The organism is Roseibium sp. HPY-6, assembly GCF_040530035.1.
Classification (GTDB): domain Bacteria; phylum Pseudomonadota; class Alphaproteobacteria; order Rhizobiales; family Stappiaceae; genus Roseibium.
On the sequence record NZ_JBEWCD010000003.1, the window covers coordinates 207192 to 228828 of the forward strand.

The 21637-nt window shown below is 57.1% G+C and carries 20 protein-coding genes and 1 pseudogene; 10 read left to right on the plus strand and 11 right to left on the minus strand.

From position 1 onward, the window contains the following. The first annotated feature begins 17 nt into the window (after window positions 1–17). Window positions 18–833 carry a MipA/OmpV family protein gene (locus ABVF61_RS26905; RefSeq protein ID WP_353996695.1) on the plus strand — a complete coding sequence of 272 codons (816 nt, stop codon included), beginning with the start codon at window positions 18–20 and terminating at the stop codon, window positions 831–833. Window positions 834–913: 80 nt separating this feature from the next. On the opposite strand, the gene ABVF61_RS26910 is transcribed toward ABVF61_RS26905, so the two are convergent. From ABVF61_RS26910 to ABVF61_RS26925, 4 genes are all read right to left on the minus strand, one after another. Beyond that, entirely contained in the window at window positions 914–1645 is a 732-nt protein-coding gene (locus ABVF61_RS26910; RefSeq protein ID WP_353996696.1) for a pentapeptide repeat-containing protein, read from the minus strand. A gap of 544 nt (window positions 1646–2189) precedes the next feature. Next, the gene (locus ABVF61_RS26915; protein ID WP_353996697.1) at window positions 2190–3203 is read right to left on the minus strand and encodes a patatin-like phospholipase family protein; all 1014 of its coding nucleotides are present in this window, start codon (window positions 3201–3203) and stop codon (window positions 2190–2192) included. Window positions 3204–3237: 34 nt separating this feature from the next. Next, complete coding sequence (locus ABVF61_RS26920) at window positions 3238–4020, minus strand: 3-hydroxybutyrate dehydrogenase (RefSeq protein ID WP_353996698.1); 783 nt, start codon at window positions 4018–4020, stop codon at window positions 3238–3240. A gap of 127 nt (window positions 4021–4147) precedes the next feature. Beyond that, the gene (locus tag ABVF61_RS26925; RefSeq protein WP_353996699.1) at window positions 4148–5035 is read right to left on the minus strand and encodes a 4-hydroxy-3-methylbut-2-en-1-yl diphosphate synthase; all 888 of its coding nucleotides are present in this window, start codon (window positions 5033–5035) and stop codon (window positions 4148–4150) included. Window positions 5036–5231: 196 nt separating this feature from the next. On the opposite strand from ABVF61_RS26925, the gene ispG reads away from it, so the two are divergent. The 5 genes and pseudogenes from ispG to ABVF61_RS26950 all read left to right on the plus strand — a co-directional run. Further along, window positions 5232–6491 (plus strand): flavodoxin-dependent (E)-4-hydroxy-3-methylbut-2-enyl-diphosphate synthase, encoded by a 1260-nt coding sequence (ispG, locus tag ABVF61_RS26930; protein WP_502950021.1) that lies wholly within the window; start codon window positions 5232–5234, stop codon window positions 6489–6491. A 23-nt stretch (window positions 6492–6514) separates the two neighbouring features. Then, entirely contained in the window at window positions 6515–7417 is a 903-nt protein-coding gene (gene pdxY / locus ABVF61_RS26935; RefSeq protein ID WP_353996701.1) for a pyridoxal kinase, read from the plus strand. Then, window positions 7410–8147: a DUF429 domain-containing protein gene (locus ABVF61_RS26940; protein WP_353996702.1), complete on the plus strand. Its 738-nt coding sequence runs from the start codon at window positions 7410–7412 to the stop codon at window positions 8145–8147. Before pdxY ends, ABVF61_RS26940 begins: the two co-directional genes overlap by 8 nt. Window positions 8148–8289: 142 nt before the next feature. After that, window positions 8290–10191: a DNA/RNA non-specific endonuclease gene (locus ABVF61_RS26945; RefSeq protein ID WP_353996703.1), complete on the plus strand. Its 1902-nt coding sequence runs from the start codon at window positions 8290–8292 to the stop codon at window positions 10189–10191. A gap of 67 nt (window positions 10192–10258) precedes the next feature. Further along, window positions 10259–10480 (plus strand): annotated as a pseudogene (locus tag ABVF61_RS26950) (DUF429 domain-containing protein); the annotation flags it as partial. A gap of 40 nt (window positions 10481–10520) precedes the next feature. Here the strand turns inward: ABVF61_RS26950 and ABVF61_RS26955 are convergent. Next, window positions 10521–11168 carry a hypothetical protein gene (locus tag ABVF61_RS26955; RefSeq protein ID WP_353996704.1) on the minus strand — a complete coding sequence of 216 codons (648 nt, stop codon included), beginning with the start codon at window positions 11166–11168 and terminating at the stop codon, window positions 10521–10523. After that, window positions 11165–11758: a TetR/AcrR family transcriptional regulator gene (locus ABVF61_RS26960; protein WP_353996705.1), complete on the minus strand. Its 594-nt coding sequence runs from the start codon at window positions 11756–11758 to the stop codon at window positions 11165–11167. Before ABVF61_RS26960 ends, ABVF61_RS26955 begins: the two co-directional genes overlap by 4 nt. Window positions 11759–11975: 217 nt before the next feature. Between ABVF61_RS26960 and queC the strand changes: the two genes are divergently transcribed. The 4 genes from queC to queF are packed head-to-tail and all read left to right on the plus strand — an operon-like array spanning window position 11976 to window position 14275. Next, window positions 11976–12665: a 7-cyano-7-deazaguanine synthase QueC gene (queC, locus tag ABVF61_RS26965; RefSeq protein WP_353996706.1), complete on the plus strand. Its 690-nt coding sequence runs from the start codon at window positions 11976–11978 to the stop codon at window positions 12663–12665. Then, a complete protein-coding gene (gene queD, locus ABVF61_RS26970; RefSeq protein WP_353996707.1) occupies window positions 12658–13044 on the plus strand; it encodes a 6-carboxytetrahydropterin synthase QueD in 387 nt (128 codons plus the stop codon). The genes queC and queD overlap by 8 nt, the downstream gene beginning before the upstream one ends. After that, complete coding sequence (gene queE, locus ABVF61_RS26975) at window positions 13041–13769, plus strand: 7-carboxy-7-deazaguanine synthase QueE (protein ID WP_353996708.1); 729 nt, start codon at window positions 13041–13043, stop codon at window positions 13767–13769. The genes queD and queE overlap by 4 nt, the downstream gene beginning before the upstream one ends. Window positions 13770–13807: 38 nt before the next feature. After that, a complete protein-coding gene (gene queF / locus ABVF61_RS26980; protein ID WP_353996709.1) occupies window positions 13808–14275 on the plus strand; it encodes a preQ(1) synthase in 468 nt (155 codons plus the stop codon). An 18-nt stretch (window positions 14276–14293) separates the two neighbouring features. Here the strand turns inward: queF and ABVF61_RS26985 are convergent, their stop codons facing one another. From ABVF61_RS26985 to acnA, 5 genes are all read right to left on the minus strand, one after another. After that, window positions 14294–14902, minus strand: a complete 609-nt coding sequence (locus ABVF61_RS26985) for a hypothetical protein (protein WP_353996710.1) — start codon at window positions 14900–14902, stop codon at window positions 14294–14296. A 66-nt stretch (window positions 14903–14968) separates the two neighbouring features. Further along, entirely contained in the window at window positions 14969–15943 is a 975-nt protein-coding gene (locus ABVF61_RS26990) for a hypothetical protein (protein ID WP_353996711.1), read from the minus strand. A gap of 267 nt (window positions 15944–16210) precedes the next feature. Then, the gene (locus ABVF61_RS26995) at window positions 16211–16687 is read right to left on the minus strand and encodes a bleomycin resistance protein (RefSeq protein WP_353996712.1); all 477 of its coding nucleotides are present in this window, start codon (window positions 16685–16687) and stop codon (window positions 16211–16213) included. A 45-nt stretch (window positions 16688–16732) separates the two neighbouring features. Next, entirely contained in the window at window positions 16733–18454 is a 1722-nt protein-coding gene (locus ABVF61_RS27000) for a DUF1963 domain-containing protein (RefSeq protein WP_353996713.1), read from the minus strand. Window positions 18455–18748: 294 nt separating this feature from the next. Beyond that, window positions 18749–21424: an aconitate hydratase AcnA gene (acnA, locus tag ABVF61_RS27005; RefSeq protein WP_353996714.1), complete on the minus strand. Its 2676-nt coding sequence runs from the start codon at window positions 21422–21424 to the stop codon at window positions 18749–18751. Between the last annotated feature and the right edge of the window lie 213 nt (window positions 21425–21637).

Sequence of the window (21637 nt, forward strand, 5' to 3'; positions counted from 1 at the left end):
CCGGCAATGAACTCCATATGGATGAAGCCTTAATGTTCAAGACCTTGTCACGCGTTGCGCTCGCCTTGTCGCTGAGCGCCGTGTCCGGAACCGCGCTGGCTCAAAGCGGCGAGATATCCGCACAGGACGCCACGAAACAATTCGTGGTCGATCTGGGCATCGGCGCGATCGCGCAGCCGCGATATGAATCTGCCGATTCCTACCTGATCTACCCGATGCCGATCATATCGGTCGGGCGATTCTACCTTCCCGGCCTTGGCCAGGTAGTCGATGGCCGGCGCCGTGCCGGCGTCTTTTTCTTCCCGTCCTTCAATTTCATTGGTGAACGCGACGCCAGCGACAGCTCGGATCTGACCGGGACGGACACTGTCGACTGGGCATTCGAACTCGGCCTTGGCGGCGGTTTCCGCACCGAACACTTCCGCGCTTTCGCTGAACTGCGGCAGGGCTTCAACGGCCACAACGGTCAGGTTGGCCAGCTTGGACTGGACGGCATCATCTATCCAACCGACAAGTGGGAAGTCAGTTTCGGCCCGCGTGCGAGCTTTGCCTCCGGCGAATACATGGACACCTATTTCGGCGTCACAGCACGGGAAGCGGCCAATAGTGGCGGCCGCCTGACTGAGTATGACCCCAGCGCCGGTTTCAAGAGCATCGGGCTTGCGGCCCGCGGAAGTTACGACTGGAACGATGATGTGCGGCTGCATATCCGCGGCACTTACGACCGTCTGATCGGCGATGCCGCGGACAGCCCGATCGCGGAAGCCGGCAGCAAGGACCAGTTCACACTTGGCGTGGGTGTGAGCTACCGCTTCGCTTTCGATATCTTTTAAAGGCCAGGACGTCACCTGCCGCGCAAAAAAGGAGGCTCGAGGCCTCCTTTTTCATTTTCAAAGGTGTGTAAGCCCGCAGATCAGTAGGAACACTCGACAAGTTCTATGCCACGCGGGAGCTTGGTGGTCTCGTCCCCACAAGCACCCAGGATCCGGCTCGGGTCGAGATTATAGGCACCCGTAAGGTCCGCGCCTACAAGACGGGTCCGGCGAAGCAAAGCACCATCAAAATCCACTTTTGTCAGATTGGCGTTGGTGAGGTCGGCGCTCACGAGGCGAACGCCTGAAAAATCGGCACCGGAAAAATCCGCGCCGACCGCCTTGATGCGATCGAGTTTACCCTGGCGGATGCGGGCATTCTTGAAATTGGCATCCGTCAGATCGACGCGCTCCAGGTTAACACCGTCCATCTTTGCCCCTTCAAAAGAGGCGCCCACGGCAACGGAACGGATGAGTGCGGCGTTACGCAGATCTGCATCGTCGAAGATCGCACCATTGGCGATACTTGCATTCAGGTCGGCATCCCTGAGGTCGACATCCGTCAGATTGGCGTTGGTGAAATTGGCCTTTTCAAGATCGGCAGAGCGCATATTCGATCCTGCAAAGTTGCTGCCGGCGAAATCCGCGCGCTCGGCTTCCGCACGGCGTAGATCCGCATTCTGAAAATCTCCACCTGGCAGCACCGCCTCCTTGAGGTCGGTTTCGCGCAAGTTGGTCCTGTTGAAGTTGGGATTTTCGACCGTCAGGAACCTCAGCTCGGTCAACCGCAGATCGCAGCGAGGACAACCGCCGTTTTCCTTGATCTCGGTCATCTTTTCTTCATCGCTGCCGGCAAAAGCGCCCGCCGATAGCGTACACAATGCCACGGCGCCAAGACAGCCTGCCAAAAAATGCGTAAACCTGTCTCTCATCCCAAAACCTTTTTTCGATCTGCTCTAAAGATAGGTATCCGATAGCAACACTTTAAGGACAGTTTCTGTCCAGAAAAAATCCTATTCGGCTAATTTGGGAAGAGATCGCATTGAAATTGCGTCAATGACGCCGTGTCGTGCCCCGCATTCGCCGAGCCCGCTATGGGAGGAAAGAAGCGGGCGGGGTCGCAGTTGCCCACTTCTTCCATCCACATAAGGCGCTGACGACGCACAACCTGACAATCAGCGTGCCAAGTCAATCGCAAAAGGCTTGCCAATTTGTTTGCGCGGAAAAATACCCAGATCTGGACAGGCGCACCGCCGCCGGCACAAGATATTGAAATCATTTACGAAGCATTTACTTCTCATGCATTGCAATCTGCAAAGCCGGTTGCGAACAGGCCTAAGGAAAAGTTAACGCCTCAGCTTCATCGCAAGCGTGTGGTCATGAAAACTCATCCCTGAGATCGACAGATGATTGCACGCCGATATCGTCGAAATGAGCGTCCAGCCATCCGCGCGCCGTTTCCCGGCCGAGATCACGCAATTCCGTCAGAAACGCCCATTCGGCGTTCATTTTTGACGACGCCTGGAGTGGCTTGAGTTCGCGCGCGAAGATCCTGTGCATGTGCACTTTCATGTACTCTTCGGACGAAAGTTTGCCTTCTTCGATCAGACGCGTGACGAAGTCGATGGCCCGCAACTCGCGCAAAAGTGTGGAATTGAATGTTATCTCGTTGAGACGATTGACGATCTCGCGCGCAGTGCGCGGCACCTCGCGCCGTTCCAGGGGGTTGATCTGCACCAGGATAACGTCCGGGGTCTGTGTTTCGTAAAAGAGCGGATAAAGCGGCGGATTACCCATATAGCCGCCGTCCCAATACGGCTCTCCCTCAATTTCGACCGCCTGATACAGCTGAGGCAGGCACGCCGACGCCATGACCGCGTCCAGTGTGACTTCCTTTTCGCTGAAAACACGGATCTTGCCGGAATAGACATTCGTTGCCGCTATGAACAGCTTCACGCCGGAACAGCAATGAACCTTCTCGAAGTCGACCATCTTTTCAACGACATCGCGAAGCGGATTGACGTTCAAAGGGTTGAATTCATAGGGCGATGCGAACCGTGACAGCACATCGAAGTAAAGATAACTGGGCGAGTGATCGAGGCTCCAGTTGCCGAGAAGCACATCGAGCGGAGACCGCTGGATCGGACTGAACCGCGCCTCGTCGCTGACCTCACGCCAGAACGCTTCCAGGCTGACCCTGGCGCCGTCCTCGCCGCCTGCTTCCATGCCGCTCGCCAGAACGACGGCATTCATTGCTCCGGCGGAAGTTCCGGTAATCGCATCGATCGCAAGGCGGCTGTCCTCGAGAAAATAGTCGAGTACACCCCAGGTGAAAGCGCCATGAGCACCACCGCCCTGCAACGCGAGATTTATCTTTTTCGGAGCGGCCAAGTCGAACGCCTTTCCAGATTATTGCGATCAGCGGTTATTGTGCTGTCCAGCCCCCGTCGATCGGCAGCACGGACCCCGTAATCGACGATGCCGTGTCGGAGCACAGGAAAGCCGCATAACCCGCAACCTGTTCAACAGTGACAAATTCCTTGGTCGGCTGCGCTTTCAACATGACATCCTTTTTGACCTGCTCCTCCGTCATATTGCGGGCTTTCATTGTGTCGGGAATTTGGGCCTCGACGAGTGGAGTCCAGACATAGCCAGGACAGATGGCGTTGACAGTGATGCCCTGTTCCGCAACTTCAAGCGCGACCGTTTTCGTAAGTCCGGCAATGCCGTGCTTGGCTGCGACATAGGCGGACTTGTAGGGCGAGGCCACGAGTGCGTGCGCGGACGCAGTATTGATGATCCGGCCCCAGCCGCGCTGCTTCATTCCCGGGAGTGCGGCCCGGATCGCGTGAAATGCCGACGACAGGTTGATAGCTATGATGGCATCCCACTTGTCGACCGGAAACTCGTCGACCGGCGAAACGAACTGAATTCCGGCATTGTTCACAAGGATATCAACGGACCCGAAGTCATTTTCAGCATCCGCAATCATCCCCGCAATCGCATCACCGTTCAGCATGTTTGCGGAGGAGTAGGCACACCGCACGCCAAAATCGGCCTCGATCGCAGCCCGGGTCGCTTCGATTTCGTCGGCATCGCCAAGACCGTTTATGACGACATTGGCGCCCTGCTCGGCAAAGGCACGGGCGCAGCCAAGTCCGATACCGGACGTGGAACCGGTAACGACGGCGGTTTTGTTCGCAAGCATGCGGGATCTCCCAGAAGACGATATTATCTGGTGCAACATTTCACCAGTTATCGCCGCACTGCAACATCACAATGAAGAAAAGTGATGAACCAGCAGGGTCGCTGCATTTGCATCCCGCCGGACGGCGTCAATGCCGCTTCATTCGCCGGGCGCCGGAAAGTGCTTTTTGGGCGCGTTCGCGCGAAACTTCTCTCTGCGCATCGGCTTGCAGATAGTCTTCCTCGCGCAAACCCAGCCTTTCGGCAAACCGCTCCCGGATCAGTCCGTAAAATGTTGCATGCAGGCTGGAGAATATCCATACGAGGATCAGCATCGTACCCATCGGAAAAATAGCAGACCGGATTTGCTGCCACAGGTCGTTTGCCGGAAGCAGCCCATCGCTGACACTGAGTAGAAATCCCCAGGCAAGACCCAGAAAACCGGCAAGAAGGCTCATGATAAGTGCCGAAAAGACCATTGCCCAGCCAAGCCCGGATGTTGCCCGCCAGCTTTCTTTAAGTGTCAGCGGATCGTCGACAGCAGCCGCAGGAAGCACAACCGAAAACTTCTGAACCACCATGAGAGCGATAAAGGGCGCGAGGAACATCAGCAAAAGCCCGAACCCGGCTGTCAGCGCGGCGACGATCGAGGACACAATAATCAGCGGGATCAATGACAGAAAGCCGATCAGCGCGAGCACGATCTGGTAGAGTATGACGTTGATGTTTCGTTTTCCGAACGTGATCGGAAAATCGCGCGCATCGATCAGTATTCGGCGAACGTAGGCAATTGCAATGGAAAACCCGACGAGCAAATTGGCAATTGCGGCAAGCGCCCGTAATGCGCCCTCATCGGCCTTGGCCACCGGTTCGGTCATGTAAGAGACGGTCGTGAACCCGCTCTCGGGCATGAGAGACGAGCCAATGGCAAAATTGAGCGCCAGCAGAAGCAGGATATAGGCCCATCCGGTTTTGAAGAGTGTCCCGATATTGTGTTGTGCAAGGGAGACTGAACGTTCCAGAACGGTGATGAACATGGCCTGACCCCGGTGAATTCTGTGCGATACAAAACGTAGAGAGTCTTCGGGGTCTTCGCTAGGGTGTCGCGCGTTCGCCGCGGGGCAATTCACCAAACTTTGCCCTTTTTCGCCCCATCTGCCCATCCAATGCTGGAAACTTCCGTCAATTTCCCTCATATGGTTGGCAAATGCCCTTAACCGGTTGGCTTCAGTCATGATTGATGATTTCGCAAAACCCCTGCCGCGACGCAAATCCGTCGGTGTCATGGTCGGTAATGTTGAGGTTGGCGGCAGCGCTCCAATCGTCGTCCAATCCATGACCAACACGGACACGGCCGACGCGGATTCAACGGTTGCCCAGGTCGCCGCCCTTGCGCGCGCAGGTTCTGAGATCGTGCGCATCACCGTCGACCGGCCCGAAGCCGCAGCCCAGGTGCCGCGCATCAAGGAGCGGCTCGAGCGGATCGGCATCGACGTGCCGCTTGTTGGCGATTTCCACTATATCGGCCACAAGCTGCTGGCGGATTATCCCGACTGCGCTGCCGCACTCGACAAGTACCGGATCAACCCGGGCAATGTCGGCTTCAAGGCCAAGCGTGATACACAGTTCTCGCAAATCATCGATATCGCGCTCAAACACGACAAACCGGTGCGCATTGGCGTCAACTGGGGGTCGCTCGATCAGGAACTGCTTACCAAGCTCATGGATGAAAACGCCGGGAGCACCAATCCCGTATCCGCAGCGGCGGTCATGCGCGAAGCGATCATCCAGTCGGGCCTCCTGTCCGCGGAACGGGCCGAGGGTCTTGGGATGGGCCGCGACAAGATCATCCTGTCGGCCAAGGTCAGCCAGGTCCAGGACCTGATTGCCGTTTATGCTGATCTCGCCCGGCGCTGCGACTACGCGCTCCATCTTGGCCTCACCGAAGCGGGTATGGGAACCAAGGGGATTGTGTCTTCCGCCGCCTCCATGGGCATTTTGCTGCAGCAAGGCATCGGCGACACCATCCGGGTCTCCCTGACACCGGAGCCGGGCGGCGATCGCACGCGCGAAGTCCAGGTGGCGCAGGAACTTTTGCAGGTGATGGGCTTTCGGGCATTCGTTCCCGTTGTTGCCGCCTGCCCCGGCTGCGGCCGGACCACGTCGACCGTTTTCCAGGAGCTGGCAAGCGACATTCAGGATCATATCAGGGACTCTATGCCGGCGTGGCGCGAGCAGTATCCAGGCGTTGAAAATCTCAATGTCGCGGTCATGGGCTGTATCGTGAACGGTCCCGGCGAATCCAAGCATGCCGATATCGGCATTTCGCTTCCGGGCACCGGGGAGACGCCCTCTGCGCCTGTTTTTGTTGACGGTGAGAAAGTTGCGACGCTCCGGGGCGAAGGCATAGCCGACGAATTCAAACAGATGGTTCTGGACTATATCGAGAAGCGGTATGGGACCGGGACAAAATCGTCCTCCGACGCTGCCTGATCCGGCACTCAAGGGTTTTGATCATGATGCAACAGCCGGGCATGCCCGAGCCTCGGAAAAAGCCGCTTCTCGTGATCACGTCCCAGGTGGTCAGCGGTGGCATCAGTGGACGCGGACTGACCTTTGCCCTTGAGCGGATCGGGCACGATGTCTGGTTCCTGCCGACAATCCTCTTGCCATGGCATCCAGGTCACGGCAAGGGAACCCGGATCGTTGCGTCCGAAAGAGATTTCGCTTCAATTGCCGAAGATCTCGCCCGTTCAGCGAAACTCGCGGAACTGGGTGGAATCATTTCCGGATATCTCGGCGCGGCGGAACAGGCCGGTCCAATTGCGAAGCTCGTAACGGCAGTCAAACAGGTCAATCCGGAGGCCCCCTATCTTTGCGATCCGGTGATAGGGGACCATCACAGCGCTGGCGGCGGCGGACTATACGTGCCCAAAGCCACGGCCGAGGCTATCCGAGATGAACTGGTCCCCCTTGCCGACATCGTCACCCCGAATTCCTTCGAACTCGGTTGGCTGACGAACCGCGAAGTTGAGGGTGAACTCCAGGCGCTTTCCGCAGCTCGGGCGCTCGGCAAAAAGAAGGTGCTGATCACGTCCTCACCAGCCCTTCGCCGAAATGCCATTGCGAACCTGCTGGCAGGACCGCGCGGCGCAGTCGCCGCAGAACACGCCGCGATCGAAAACCCGCCGCACGGGACAGGCGATCTGATAGCAGGCCTGTTTCTTGCCAATTCTCTCGCCGGTTTCGATGACGAAGAAGCGTTGAAACGCGCTTCCGCATCCGTATTCGAGCTTGTCGCCAGAAGCGTGAAAAAAGGTGCGAACGAACTGCTGTTTGCCGAAGAGCAGCAGTCGGTCGTACGGGCGATGGCTCTTGTGACATCCCGGCGCGTTGTTGAAACCAAAGCCCGTGCCTGACAGCGGCGGCGTCTGGCTTGCGGGTGTCGACGGCTGTAAGGCAGGATGGGTTGCCGTCCTGCGAAACCGAAACGATCCCGACAATCCGGTGCTCAAGGTGTTTCCGTCCTTTCGCGAGCTGTTAGCGGCCGATCCGGTCCTCAGCATTATCGCGGTCGATATGCCGATTGGCTTGCCGGACTTCATTTCGGCCGAGGGACGCGGGCCGGAAAAGGCTGCCCGCAAACACCTTGGCGAACGCCAGTCCTCTGTCTTCACAGTGCCGTCCCGCGGCGCTGTTTATGAAACGGACTACAGAGAGGCATGTGCGACCGCGCTCAAGACATCTTCCCCGCCAAAAAAAGTCTCTAAACAGTGCTTCTTTCTGTTTCCGAAAATCCGGGAGATCGATGAACTGATGACACCGGAACTCGAAGAGCGCATCTTCGAGGTTCATCCGGAACTTGCCTTCTGGCGACTGAATGGCGGCAGGGAAATGAGCCTGCCGAAGAAAGTCAAAAGCCGTCCAAATCCCGACGGTCTCGATCAGCGCCGCGACTTGCTTGTGTCCAAGGGGCTGCCGCAGACGTTCCTCGACCAGAGACCTCCAAAGGGATGCGGCCGGGACGACCTTCTCGATGCCGCCGCCAACAGCCTGATCGCGGAGAGGTGCCTGCTGGGCCAGGCGGACCCGTTTCCTGCTTCCTACAGGCGCGACGAGCGCGGATTGCGGATGGCGATCTGGGCCTGAAGAACGGTCAATTGGACCCAGTACAATTGGATGAACGTGAAAGACACTTTTGCACGCGAGAAATCCACCAGAAGTTGTCAAGGCGTGCTAGACTATCGGGATTGATAATTTCACTCAAACATTTCTCCCGGAGGTAGAGTCCGTGGCCAAAAAAAGTAAAACCGTTCGCAAATCTAAATCCGAAGCAATGCGAAACACGCTGCGAAAATTCATCAGGACGCGAGGTTCGGCCTATCTGTCTGACCCGAATGTTACATCAATTGGGATCGGTCGAAAAAACGACACTGGTGACATCAGTGTCGTCTTCACTGTCGAAGAAAAGGTCGAAACTTCAGCTCTTGAAAGCTTGAACACCAAAGAATTGCCGACCGAGATCGAGTTCGAAGGTGTCAAAATCGCAACAGATGTCGTTCCAAGGCGTTATAAGCTGAGCTACCGGCTCGTTGAGCCTGAAGATCCCAATGTTTTGAAAACAAGGCTGGACACTGTTGTTCCGGGTGCGAGCGTTTCCCATGTAGACGGAAGCGCTGGAACGCTGGGCATGATTGTCTACGACGAAGAGACCGGAAGGCCGTGCATTTTATCCAATTGGCATGTTCTTGACGGCGACACCGGGGAAGTTGGCGACACGATCGTGCAACCCGGCCCCCATGACGACAACAATATATCAAACAATGCCTGCGGCGAACTACTGCGCAGCCATTTGGGTGCCGCTGGTGACTGTGCGCTTGCAAACCTGCGGAATCGGCATTTCGATGCCTCAATCCATAATCTTGATGTCGTTCCAACGAAGTTAGCCGACGTTGAACTCGATGATACGCTCGTTAAAACCGGGCGAACGACAGGAACCACATATGGCATCGTCCGCCGCACGGACGTCATTGTAAAAATCAATTACGGCGGAACGACTGGCGAACAAATGATCGGCTGTTTCGAGATCAAGCCGAACCCGGCTTTACCCGCTTCAGGGAACGAAATTAGCATGGGTGGCGATTCCGGCAGTGTTTGGGTCATAGCTGAAGGTAAAAAAGCAAAGAATATTTTCGCAGGACTGCATTTTGCTGGAGAGGGCGGCGATAACCCTGACGAACATGCTCTCGCCTGCTATCCGGTATCGGTGCAAAACAAGCTTCGGTTCACGCTGTCACCACCAGCAACACTCATATTGGAAGATGACGAGCCAGAGTCCGTTGGTCTCAGAACTGGATATGACGCTAATTTTCTCGGACTACCGGCACCCATGCCGGAGATGTCGACCGCAATTAAACGCGACGCCGTCAACTTCGAAAGAAATCAGACAATTCCCTATACACATTTCTCGGTCTGCTTAAGCGCGAAACGCCGAATGGCGCGATTCGTAGCCTGGAACATTGACGGAGCCCGAAAGGTAGTGCTTGGAGATCATTCGTTCAGACAAGACAAGCGTATCCAGACTAAGTTTCAGCTGGACAATTCTACCTACGAGGAAAACAAACTGGACCGCGGGCATATTGCAAGACGCGCTGATCTCGCATGGGGGCCAATCCCCGAAGCCAAACAGGCCAACAAGGATTCCTTCTTCTACACCAACATCGCTCCGCAACACGAACGTTTCAACAGATCAAGCCTGAGCGGACTTTGGGGTCGACTTGAAAACCTGATCCTAGAAGAAGCCGCCGACCAGGACATTAGAGTATCTGTAATTTCTGGCCCAGTCTTTGGTGAAGATGACCCGGAATACCGTGGCGTCCTGATTCCACGAGAGTTCTGGAAACTGGTTGCGTACCGCGGCCGCAGCGGCAAACTGACGGCAGCTTGCTTCGTTCTGTCACAGAACGATTTCCTGAGTGACATCGAAGCTATTGATTTCGATCCCTTCCGCCTGTTCCAGGTGACGGTGGCGGAACTCTCCGAACGAACAAAACTAGGCTTTTCGGCTTATGCTGATGCGGACATCACACATACGACTGAACTGATGTCCTCCTTCAGCCTGGAACACCTTGGAGCGCGACCGCTAAAGCAAAAGGTTAGGGAAGTAGCGTCACGTGAGCAGCTCGTCATTTAGCGTCAAAAGCTGACGCCTGAATGGCAGGAGAGCAAGACGCGTACCTTAGAAAGCCGAAAGTCGCCGGAACCCCGACGGTCTCGATCAGCGACGCGACTTGCTTGTGTCCAAGGGACTGCCGCAGACGTTCCTCGACCAGAGACCTCCAAAGGGATGCGGCCGGGACGACCTTCTCGATGCCGCCGCCAACAGCCTGATCGCGGAGAGGTGCCTGCTGGGCCAGGCGGACCCGTTTCCTGCTTCCTACAGGCGCGACGAGCGCGGATTGCGGATGGCGATCTGGGCCTGAAGAACCGACTTTGTCACCAGCGCACTTGGACGCGCTGACATCAAAGCGTCTTGAGCAGATTGTCCAATTCCGTCCGAAGGCTCGTCCCTCGCACGATCTCCCCGTGGCACGGAATGATCATGGTCGGACTTTCCTCTTCAAGCCGTTCACGCACCCAATCTGAAAAACGTGCCTTGTCCTTAAGACCATATTTCGGAAACGTCTTCAGAAAACCCGGATGGGCCGCCTCGTTTTCGTTGTCCTGAAGCCCGCAAAACGCGTCGGTGACGATCCAGGCAAGCTCATTGCCGGTGCGTACAATCAGCCAGAGTTCTCCCGTCTTGAGCCCTTCAGGTTCAGCAAACTCCACATTATCCGGAAGCGCATCGGCAAGTGAGGACAACGGTTCGAAACGTTGACCGGTTATCTTGTCGAGCCGCGGGCGTGCCGCATCGGTGCACACAAGTCTTGCCTCGCCGAACAGCTGAACATGCTCTGAAACCGCCTTGTTGTGATAATGATTGGGCGCCAGCAGAAACCGGACGTCATGCGTTTCGGCAACGATCCCGCCGGTCTTTTCAACCGGACTGTAGAGGCAGACACTACCATCGGGCAGTCCGACAATGGTGCATCTCAGATTGCCTTTCCGGACCGTCCATAGGGTGTCATGACCTTCGACGCGCTCAAGCGAGGGGTTGCGTTTGGTCATGATTTCTCCATGGCTTTGAGTTGATTGCACAGGACATCGACCAGGAAACGTCCGGCCCGGTTGGACTGGTCCAACCGGTTCTGGGCATGTACGCCCATGACACCGGACACCAGTCCCTTTGCCACCGAGGGAACATCCATCGACGGATCCAGCTTGCCTTCGGAAAGCGCCTTTTGAAGGCAGGCCAGGAAACAGCTTTCCAGTTCGTCCCAGTAGTGCCTGACAGCTTCTTCAAGCCGCACACTGCCAACCCTGGCATTTTCGATCCCGGTGTTCACGACAAGGCATCCGTACTTGCTCGATGTCATCGATCCGTCTGTGACCAGTGACTTCAGGAAACCGGTGATCTCGGGGACACCGCCATCTCTCATCGGCTGCATTGCAGTTGTGACTGCGCTCTGCGTGTAAAATTCCAGGGCCGCGAGGTAGAGCCCCTCCTTACCGCCGAACTCGGTCCGGATGGCAAACTGATTGAGGCCGGTAAGGCGCTCAAGTTCTCTCAGGCCGAGTGCCTGATAACCGTGTTGCCAGAACGCATAGACCACGCGCTCGACAACTTCTTCAACGATGTAGCTCTTTGGACGGGCCATAAATCTTATTTCTCTACGATTGCATAGAAATTATTTCTATACACTCGCAAAGAAATGTCAACAGCGCTGTTTCAACGCTTTGACCGGCTCAGGCCTTCCCTTTTCGTCAGAACCTGCTAAAAGGCGCGCCGCTCATTGATGGTGAGCCACCGGTCGCAGCCTACCCGGTGACGAGCGTCTCAACGGACGTTCACAGCGAAAACAAGGGACTATATCGTTGAAAACACTTGTCATCTGTTCCGGCGGAATGGATTCCGTCACCCTTGCGCACAAGATTGCGCGAGACCATGAGCTTGTTGGTCTGATCTCCTTCGACTACGGCCAGCGCCACCGCAAGGAACTGGATTTTGCCAGGACCTGCGCCGAGGAGCTCAACACCGAACATATTCTCATGAACATCGAAAACATCGGCCGCCAGCTCACCGGCTCGGCGCTGACCGATGACGTCGACGTTCCCGATGGGCACTATGCCGAAGACACTATGAAGGTCACCGTTGTGCCGAACCGCAACGCGATCATGCTCACCATCGCCTACGGCATTGCCGCTTCGCGTGGCGCCAATGCCGTTGCAACAGCTGTCCATGGCGGCGATCATTTCATCTATCCTGATTGCCGTCCGGCCTTCACATCGAGCTTTGAGACAATGCAGCGCTATGCGCTGGACGGCTACGCGGAGATCAGCCTTGTCACGCCCTATGTTCACGTCAGCAAGGCGGATATCGCAGCCGAGGGTCTGCGTTTGGGCGTCGATTATCGAAAGACCTGGTCCTGCTACAAGGGTGGTGAAACCCATTGCGGCCGATGCGGAACATGCGTCGAGCGCCGGGAAGCCTTCCACCTGGCAGATGGTATCGATCCTACGGTCTATGCGGACACGGACTTCTGGAAGGCCGCCTGCAATGTTTAGGATCACAAAGGAATTCCACTTCTCCGCATCCCATCAGCTGATCGGGCTTGGAGACGATCACCCCTGTGCGCGGTTTCACGGCCACAACTACGTTGTCGAGATCGAACTCGCCTCGAACGAATTGAACACAGTCGGTTTCGTGCGTGATTACAACGAATTGAAGGCGTTGAAGACCTACATCGATGACACGCTCGATCACCGTCATCTCAATGATGTCCTGGGAGATGACTGCGTGACGGCCGAGCGGCTGGCGAAGCATCTTTTCGACTGGTGCAAGGCTGAATGGACGGAAACAATGGCGGTTCGGGTCAGGGAAACACCGAAAACCTGCGCGGAGTACCGGCCGTTGGTCTACGTTCCCGTGGAGGCCCGCCGATGACCCCGGAGACCATTCGCGTCAACGAAATTTTCGGTCCGACCATCCAGGGCGAGGGCGCGCTGATCGGCCAACCGACCGTATTCGTGCGGACCGGGGGATGTGACTACCGCTGCAGCTGGTGCGATACGCTGCACGCTGTCGACAGCGCATATCGGGACGAATGGCTGCCGATGTCACCGGCCGCCATCATGATGCAGGTCGATATCCTGTCTGGCGGCAAACCGCTGATCGTATCCCTTTCCGGCGGCAACCCGGCCATTCAACCGCTCGGCGGCCTCATCGGGCTGGGCCGGCAGGAAGGCTATAAGTTTGCGCTGGAGACACAGGGCAGCATTGCCCGGGACTGGTTCGCCATGCTGGATACGCTGACACTCAGCCCCAAACCCCCTTCCAGCGGCATGACCATCGATTGGCAGAAGCTGGCCGAATGCGTCGAGGCAGCGGGACCGGTCACCCGGATCGTGATGAAAGTCGTGATCTTCGATGACGAGGACTACGCTTTCGCGCGAGACGTCGCTGCGCGCTACCCTGAGCTTCCGCTTTTTCTTCAGCCCGGAAATCATACACCGCCACACCCGGACGAACAGAACGGTGCGATCGACATGTCTGGCATCATGGAGCGCATGCGCTGGCTGGTCGACAAGGTTTCCACCGACCGGCTGTACTCTGCCACCGTGCTGCCACAGCTGCACACGCTGATCTGGGGCAATTTGCGGGGCGTTTGAGCGCCAAATCGAACACCGTTCATACCAGCGAGAGATTCATGTCCGAAAGCAGCATTTACGAGAACCTGACCCAGCTCGGCGCATCGACCGAGCTTCCGGACGACCCGGACAATGCGGTTTTGGAAAAGGTTCCAAACCCCCAGGCGGGCACGCCCTACATGGTGCGTTTCGTCGCGCCGGAATTCACCTCGCTATGCCCGATCACCAGTGCGCCGGATTTCGCGCATCTTGTGATCGACTATGTGCCTAACGAATTTCTGGTCGAGAGCAAATCCCTGAAACTCTATCTAGGCTCGTTTCGAAATCACGGCGCTTTCCACGAGGACTGCACTGTTTCCATCGCCAAACGTCTGGTTGAACTGCTTGACCCGGCGTGGCTCCGGATCGGTGGCTACTGGTACCCGCGTGGCGGCATTCCGATCGACGTCTTTTATCAGACCGGCCCGGCCCCCGAGGGCGTCTGGATACCGGAACAGGGCGTTGCGCCTTATCGCGGACGCGGCTGAGCCGGTTCAAGCCAACTCTTACTCCGGGGTCGGTAGGGAAAGCTCCGGTGCCGGCTCGATCGTCTGGGTCGTCACCATCTCAAAATTGGGCGCAGTCGTCTCGTAGACCGCCTTGACGATGAACCCCTCGTCGCGTGTCAGCCAGTATGTGTAGCGGTTTTCCGTGATCATCCCCTGACTGACCGTCAGGTCGGCCGCGACCTTTTCCAGGGGAACGCCATCGACGGTGTCTTCGCCGCACTCCGCGTTGCGGATGGTTTCCGCATTTGCCTTTTTAGCCGCAATTGCACCTTCCGCGTTCTGGGCGCTGTCGAGATCACGCACTTTGCTCCAGGTCTTGCCCTCATCCGGCGACTGATACATGACATTCTGATAGGTCAGTACCCAAGGTCCCGCCGGATCGGTCGGCACCGTCATGTGGTGATCCTGGCTGAGATAAAGAAAATCGTTCACCGTCGCCGGCGCGCCTTTGAACTGGGTCGTCGCGACCGTTTTTGTTGCAACACCCTGGTCGAGTTGCATGTAGATTTCCGTGAACCGACTGCTGCAGGCATCGGCAAAAGCGGGCTGTGAAAGCCCGGCAAGGATCACGGCGGCACAGCCGATCGGAGTGTTGAAAGTCCTCATTGGCAATCCCTTAGAAAATTCGGATCTGAAACCCTATCCTTGCCGGTTTTCCTTGCTGCGCCAACCTTATTCAGCGGGAGCAGCCGCACCACCCGGGCGGGTACCCTCGAAAGCCTTGTCCTTGATCTCGACGAACTTGTCGGACATCTGGGACAGTTTCGCGTCCCATTCCGGGTTCGGCGTCTGACCTTTCGTCACCTTGAAGAACACCTGCATCATCAGGGTGATCGCGAGGGGTTCGAGCACCGCCGCCTTGACGGCCCAGGCAAAAATGATGGCAAACACAAGACCGCCTGCGCTCCAGGAGCCCGGCATCAGATAGACGAGGCCTGCAGCGGGCGCCAACATGAACAGGAACACAAGAATTGCGATTATGTAGGTGAAGAGCGCGATAAAGGCCGCATTCTTCAGCATCGCCTGGTAGTTCTGACCGTAGAGAACAAGCGCTTCGCGTGCCGATGCCCAGGCATTGTCGGACCGCGTCCGGATTGCGTGGGCAAGAATAACCTCGTCGACAAATCCGACCGCCACCTTCATGAAGGCCCTGAAAAGCGACACGAGGCCGTTCAGCCCCGGGATCGGCAGGATCGACGCAACGCCCTCGACAAAGCCGCTGATCGCGCGGATCACGCCTTTGATGAGCTGATCGAGACCGAACAGGGCACTCGACTGGACGAACCGTTCCTTGACCACGCTTGCGCCATAGGCGACCTGGCCCTGTCCGTCCGGCAAATCCTTGTCGTCCATGAGTTCAACCAGCACGGCGATGTGCCCGGCCTTGACGGTGTAAAGAAGATATTCGCGCAGCAGGTAGATTGCGGTGGCGGTCAGGCCGAAACCGATCAGGCCGCCCCAGAAGGCAAATCCGGCCTGTGAGTCCGGATCGCCGAACCATCCGAGACCGTAACCGATGCCGGCTCCGAACCCGGTCACGACAACATACGCGACGGCAATACCGCCATATACAATCACTCTGAACAATAGATATGGAAATGTCCGTACCATCAGCCCGACGGCACGCGAAAAATCAAAATCCCACATTAATCGGCTCCTGTCATTTGCAGGCATCCACGACAATAGCCGCAAGCGTAGTCAATTCCCGGACGAAGCGGCAAGCAAGAACTGTTTCAATCCGCGTTCCGCATGACACATCCCCCGACGACCGGCACCGCGCCTTCAAGCATAGCCGGACCACAATCACGGTTATCGCGCATTTCACCGGATTCCCGCGCTGCTATCTACCTATGATTTCCTTCAGGTAGCAGTCCGGGAAATCCGTTCTGCTTTCAACTCAGGGAAGCGATGCACTCAGCTCTGCGAGCCGGTATGATCATGCGGGTGCAGGATGCCGTGATACCAGAAGCTGTCTTTCAGGTGTTTGTGCTTCGGCGCGTTGCGTTCAGCGATGTTGTCCTTGTGCTCACCGAAAATGAGGACATTCCCGTCCGGGTCCCGGGTTTCGAATTCGCGCATGCCCCATGGCTGATCATCGATATTCTCGGTTATGTTCGCCCCGGCTGACTTCGCAAGGGCATGATAACCGTCAATATCTTCGACAAAACAATAGGCGGTGGTGCCACCAGGAGTATCGCTCTGTGTCAGATGCACGCCCGATTTCCCATGCTCAAGGACAGCATAGCGCACCGGGTCGCCCTCTTTGTCCGCCCATTCGAACGCAACCTGGAACAGAAGACTGTCCCGGTAGTAGGCGAGCGAAGCTGACAGGTCCTTTACCCTGAGAACGGGGGCAATGTGCGAGATCCTTGCTGATTTCGACTGCGTCATGTTCCGGCCTCCGCGCTGATGTGTCTGGCGAGGAATTCCGGCGTCCTAGTAGCACTCGAGGACAGCCTCGGTGTTTTCAAACCTGCCGGATGCCAGATCTTGCGGTGAAATCCAGAAATAGACAATGCCTGCGTCGCCCCATGTCCAGTTCATGGCGACATCGCCGGCAAGGTGCAGAAGCAGCACCCTGTCGGTTGGCCCGGCCCTGGGACTGGATTGCAAGGCGTCGAATTCTCCACCAACCCTGTGCGGACGGTTCTGGCAAAGCCGGCGCCAGTAAGGTTCGAATCCGCGAAGAGTTTCGGGTGGAATAAGATTACGGCGCTCCGGATCTGCATGGTAGTCGGCGACAAATTCCCAAAGCTGCACATAACCGGGATCGTAAAGATCCCAAAGGGACACTTTCTTTTCGAGCGCGGAATATCTGGAGCCCGGGTCTCTCACCTGACCGAGGTCGAAAAAGTTGAAGAAGCTTGTTCCCGTTTCCTGAAGATAGGTTTTGATGCTTGCCCAGTCGTGCGGCGAAACCGCGTTGTCCGGATCCTGCGAGCGAACCTGATCGATCATGTCCCTCAGATCCCGCAAGGCCCCTTCACGCCATCTGTTGTTGGCAGAGCCTGTGTCTCGCTGGTAATCCAACAGAGAGTCCGCCGACGGATAGCGGTCCATCAATGCAGTCAGCCTCAGCCCGCTTTCAAGGCGGTCTTTCAAATCCGCAAGCCGGTCCCTTGCATCGTCGATCTCCGTGCCTTCGACATCCGGGTCTCCAAAGGCCTGCAAACTCGATTCAAGAGCAAGGATCTTTTCCTTGAGATCTGGTGTGTCGATCTTGAGAGTTTGGAAGACATCGGCATCGCGCAACCCATCCAGCGCCGTGTCGGGCAGCGCCGGTTTGAGGGGGTGTTTGCCCAGACGCGTTTCGATGGACGTCAGCACGGCAAGGATCATTTGCTGTGTGAACGGTTCAGGAACCGGCGGCCGCTCGCTTTCGCAATGTTCCTGACCGGGATAAAGCGTCTCTTCAAAGTGTTCAGGCGTTACCCGCGCGAAACCGCTGTCCTCGATCACCCTGTTTGGAACTGTCACAAAATCGACCGGCCAGCGGCGCCACGTGTCGGGTATGGCATCAACACCTTCCAGATGCCGGTATTGCGGTCCGGAATAGGTACCGTCATAAACGGGTCCAAGATCCGCAGGCGCTTGCCGCTCCACTCCAAGCGTCTTGGTATAAATCACCCTGTAGCCCTCGCCTCCGCTCTCCGGTTCACAGGAGTTCGGGTCGAAGAAAAACAACAGCCAGCCGCTGCGTGGTCCAAGGCCACCCCAGAGATCTTCCGGCAGGTCGGCGCAGGAAAGCTGCGCCAGAAAGTGCAGCGGAAACTCTCCTTTTTGCGGTTGGTCGCGCGAGATCGACGTCGGCCAGGGCACGTTCTCCGGCATCATGGGCAGACCACCGAACCACGAACGCGGCGCTTCATCTCCCCGGATCGGTACTTGCCGGCGGAGCACAACCGAAACTGTTTCCAGAACGGTCTCGGGCATATCCTGCACATCTGTCCGATGGCTGTTGCTCGCGGGCAGGGGGACACGCGCGGCCGCAGGCGCTTTCACCGCCGGAGAAGTGACCGGCTCTTGAATCGCAGCTTGCTGGTAAAGGGCTTCTGCAGCGGGCTTTTTGACCCTGCGCACGGTTCGGTTATTGGTGTTTTCGAGCACCTCCTGAATACGGTCGGCGCGCACGACAAAGCCTGGCGACGCAGGACGCAATTGTGCGTTGCGCGGGATAAAACTGAAAATTTTAGACAAAAGCAACCAGACTATTGTAATAAAAATCATTAAAATGAGAGTTAAACCTGCGATAAATACAAGTCCCGCTTCGCTATATAGGTTCTCTGGCATGCTATGTTCCAAATATAACAGGATTCAAGCATGATTTTTACTGCAAGTTATTAAGTGACAGTAAATTAGATAGTACACACAACACAATCAATTAGCAGCTGCAGGTTGCACGAAAAACGGGCCCCGAAGGGCCCGTCCGAAAAGCTGTTCATTGCCTGCCGCTTAGCTGCTGACAAGGTTCCGAAGCACGTAGTGCAGAATGCCGCCGGCCTTGATGTATTCCAGCTCGTCCTCGGTATCGACACGGCACAGGCACTCGATGGTTTTGGTGGTGCCGTCCTCGTAGGTAACCTCGACATCCATCATCTGACGCGGCTTGATATCTGCGATGCCCTTGATCGTGACGCGCTCGGTACCCTTGATGCCATGAGACTGCCAGCTCTCGCCGTCCTTGAAGGTCAGCGGGATGACGCCCATGCCGACAAGATTGGACCGGTGGATACGCTCGAAGGACTGGGTGATCACGGCGCGCACACCGAGCAACTTGGTGCCTTTTGCGGCCCAGTCACGGGACGAACCGGTGCCGTACTCCTTGCCCGCAAAGATCACCAGCGGCGTGCCGGCTTCCTTGTATTCCATGCAGGCATCGTAGATCCATTCCTTCTTGCCGTCCTTCATGGTCACGCCGCCTTCGACACCCGGAACCATCTGGTTCTTGATGCGGATATTGCCGAAAGTGCCGCGCATCATGACTTCGTGGTTGCCACGGCGCGATCCGTAGGAGTTGAAATCCTTTTGCGCGACCTGATGCTGGGACAGATAGGTGCCCGCCGGGCTGTCGAACTTGATGGCACCGGCCGGTGAGATGTGATCTGTGGTGATGGAATCCAGGAACAGGCCCATCACGGCCGCGTTCTCGATATCCTCGAGCGGTGTCGGCTCCATCGTCATGCCTTCGAAGTAAGGCGGGTTCTGGACGTAGGTGGAAGAGACTGGCCAGCCATAGGTCAGACCACCTTCAACCTTGATGTCCTGCCACTGCTTGTCGCCCTTGAACACATCGCCATAACGGACGCGGAACATGTCCTCGGTGATGGAGGACCGGATCAGATCGGAGATCTCTTCCGTGGTCGGCCAGATGTCTTTCAGATAGACCGGGTTGCCGTCCTGATCATCGCCGAGCGAATCTTCGGTGATGTTGACGTTCAGGCTGCCGGCAATCGCGTAGGCAACAACGAGCGGCGGCGACGCCAGGTAGTTGGCGCGCACATCAGGATTGACGCGTCCTTCGAAGTTCCGGTTCCCCGAAAGCACGGAACAGGCAATCAGGTCGTTGTCATTGACGGCGGCCGAAATTGCCGGGTCGAGCGGACCGGAGTTGCCGATGCAGGTGGTGCAGCCATAGCCGGCGAGATCGAACCCGAGCGCGTCGAGATCGTCCTGCAAGCCCGCTTTTTCCAGATAGTCGGTCACGACCTGGGAACCGGGCGCCAGCGATGTCTTCACCCAGGGCTTGACGTTGAGGCCCTTTTTAAGAGCATTGCGGGCGACAAGGCCTGCGCCGATCAGAACCGACGGGTTTGACGTGTTCGTGCAAGAGGTAATCGCGGCAATCACCACGTCGCCATTACCAAGGTCATGGTCCTTGCCTTCAACGGCGACACGTTTTGTCAGCTCGTCCGCCTTCTTGAATTCGTCGGCCATTGTCTTGGCAAAACCGGTAGCCGCGTCAGAGAGATTGATGCGGTCTTGCGGGCGCTTCGGACCTGAGACCGATGGCACAACGGTCGAGATGTCGAGTTCGAGCGTATCGCTGAACTCCGGCTCTTCGCCGCCTGCGCGGAACATTCCCTGCGCCTTGGAATATTCCTCGACAAGCGCGACCCGGTCCTTGTCGCGCCCGGTCGCCTCGAGGTATTTCAGCGTTTCACGGTCAACCGGGAAGAAGCCGCAGGTCGCGCCGTATTCCGGCGCCATGTTGGCAATCGTCGCTGCATCTTCAAGGCTCAGATTGTCGAGGCCGGGCCCGTAAAATTCGACAAATTTGCCGACAACGCCTTTCTGACGGAGCATTTCGACGACCCGCAGCACCAGATCGGTCGCGGTGATGCCCTCGTTCAGTTTGCCCGACAGCTTGAAGCCGATGACTTCCGGGATCAGCATGGAAATCGGCTGGCCGAGCATGGCCGCTTCCGCCTCGATGCCGCCGACACCCCAGCCAAGGACCGCAAGCCCGTTGACCATCGTCGTATGAGAATCGGTTCCAACCAGCGTGTCCGGATAAGCGACGGTTTCACCGCCCTCTTCCCTGGTCCAGACGGTCTGCGCCAGATATTCAAGGTTCACCTGGTGACAGATACCGGTTCCGGGAGGCACGGCGCGGAAATTGTCAAATGCGGACTGGCCCCAACGCAGGAATTCGTAGCGTTCCCGGTTGCGCTCATATTCAAGGTCCACGTTCATCTTGAACGCATCCTTGGTGCCGAAATAATCAACCATTACCGAGTGGTCGATGACCAGATCGACCGGCACTTGCGGATTGACCTTCTCCGGGTCACCACCGAGTTTCACCGCAGCGTCGCGCATGGCCGCGAGGTCTACAACCGCCGGAACACCGGTAAAGTCCTGCATCAGAACGCGGGCCGGGCGATAGGAAATCTCCTGAGACGATTTCTTCGTCTTGAGCCACTCTGCGCAGGCGAAAATGTCATCCTTCGTGACTGTACGCCCGTCTTCGAAGCGCAACAGGTTTTCAAGCACGACCTTCAGTGAAAACGGAAGCTTCGAGACGCCGTCCAGACCGTTCTTTTCCGCCTCGGGGATCGAGAAGTATGTGTAGGTCTTGTCGCCGACCTGAAGCGTCGTCTTGGACTTGAAACTGTCGAGGGACTGGGTCACGGCACGCGATCTCCTTAATTGTCCGCAGGTCCGGTCGAATCTGCTCCGGCCTGGCATAATCTCTCTTGGCACCGGATTGTGAGCTTCGAAGATCTCTTCCGGCGTGTGTTCGCGGGGATGCGATTGAGAGCCTCTCCCTCCTTCGCCGCCGCAAATGGATGCGCCGCCCCTATAGCAATCTTTGGTCTTGATCGCCAGACAGCACGCTTCTGC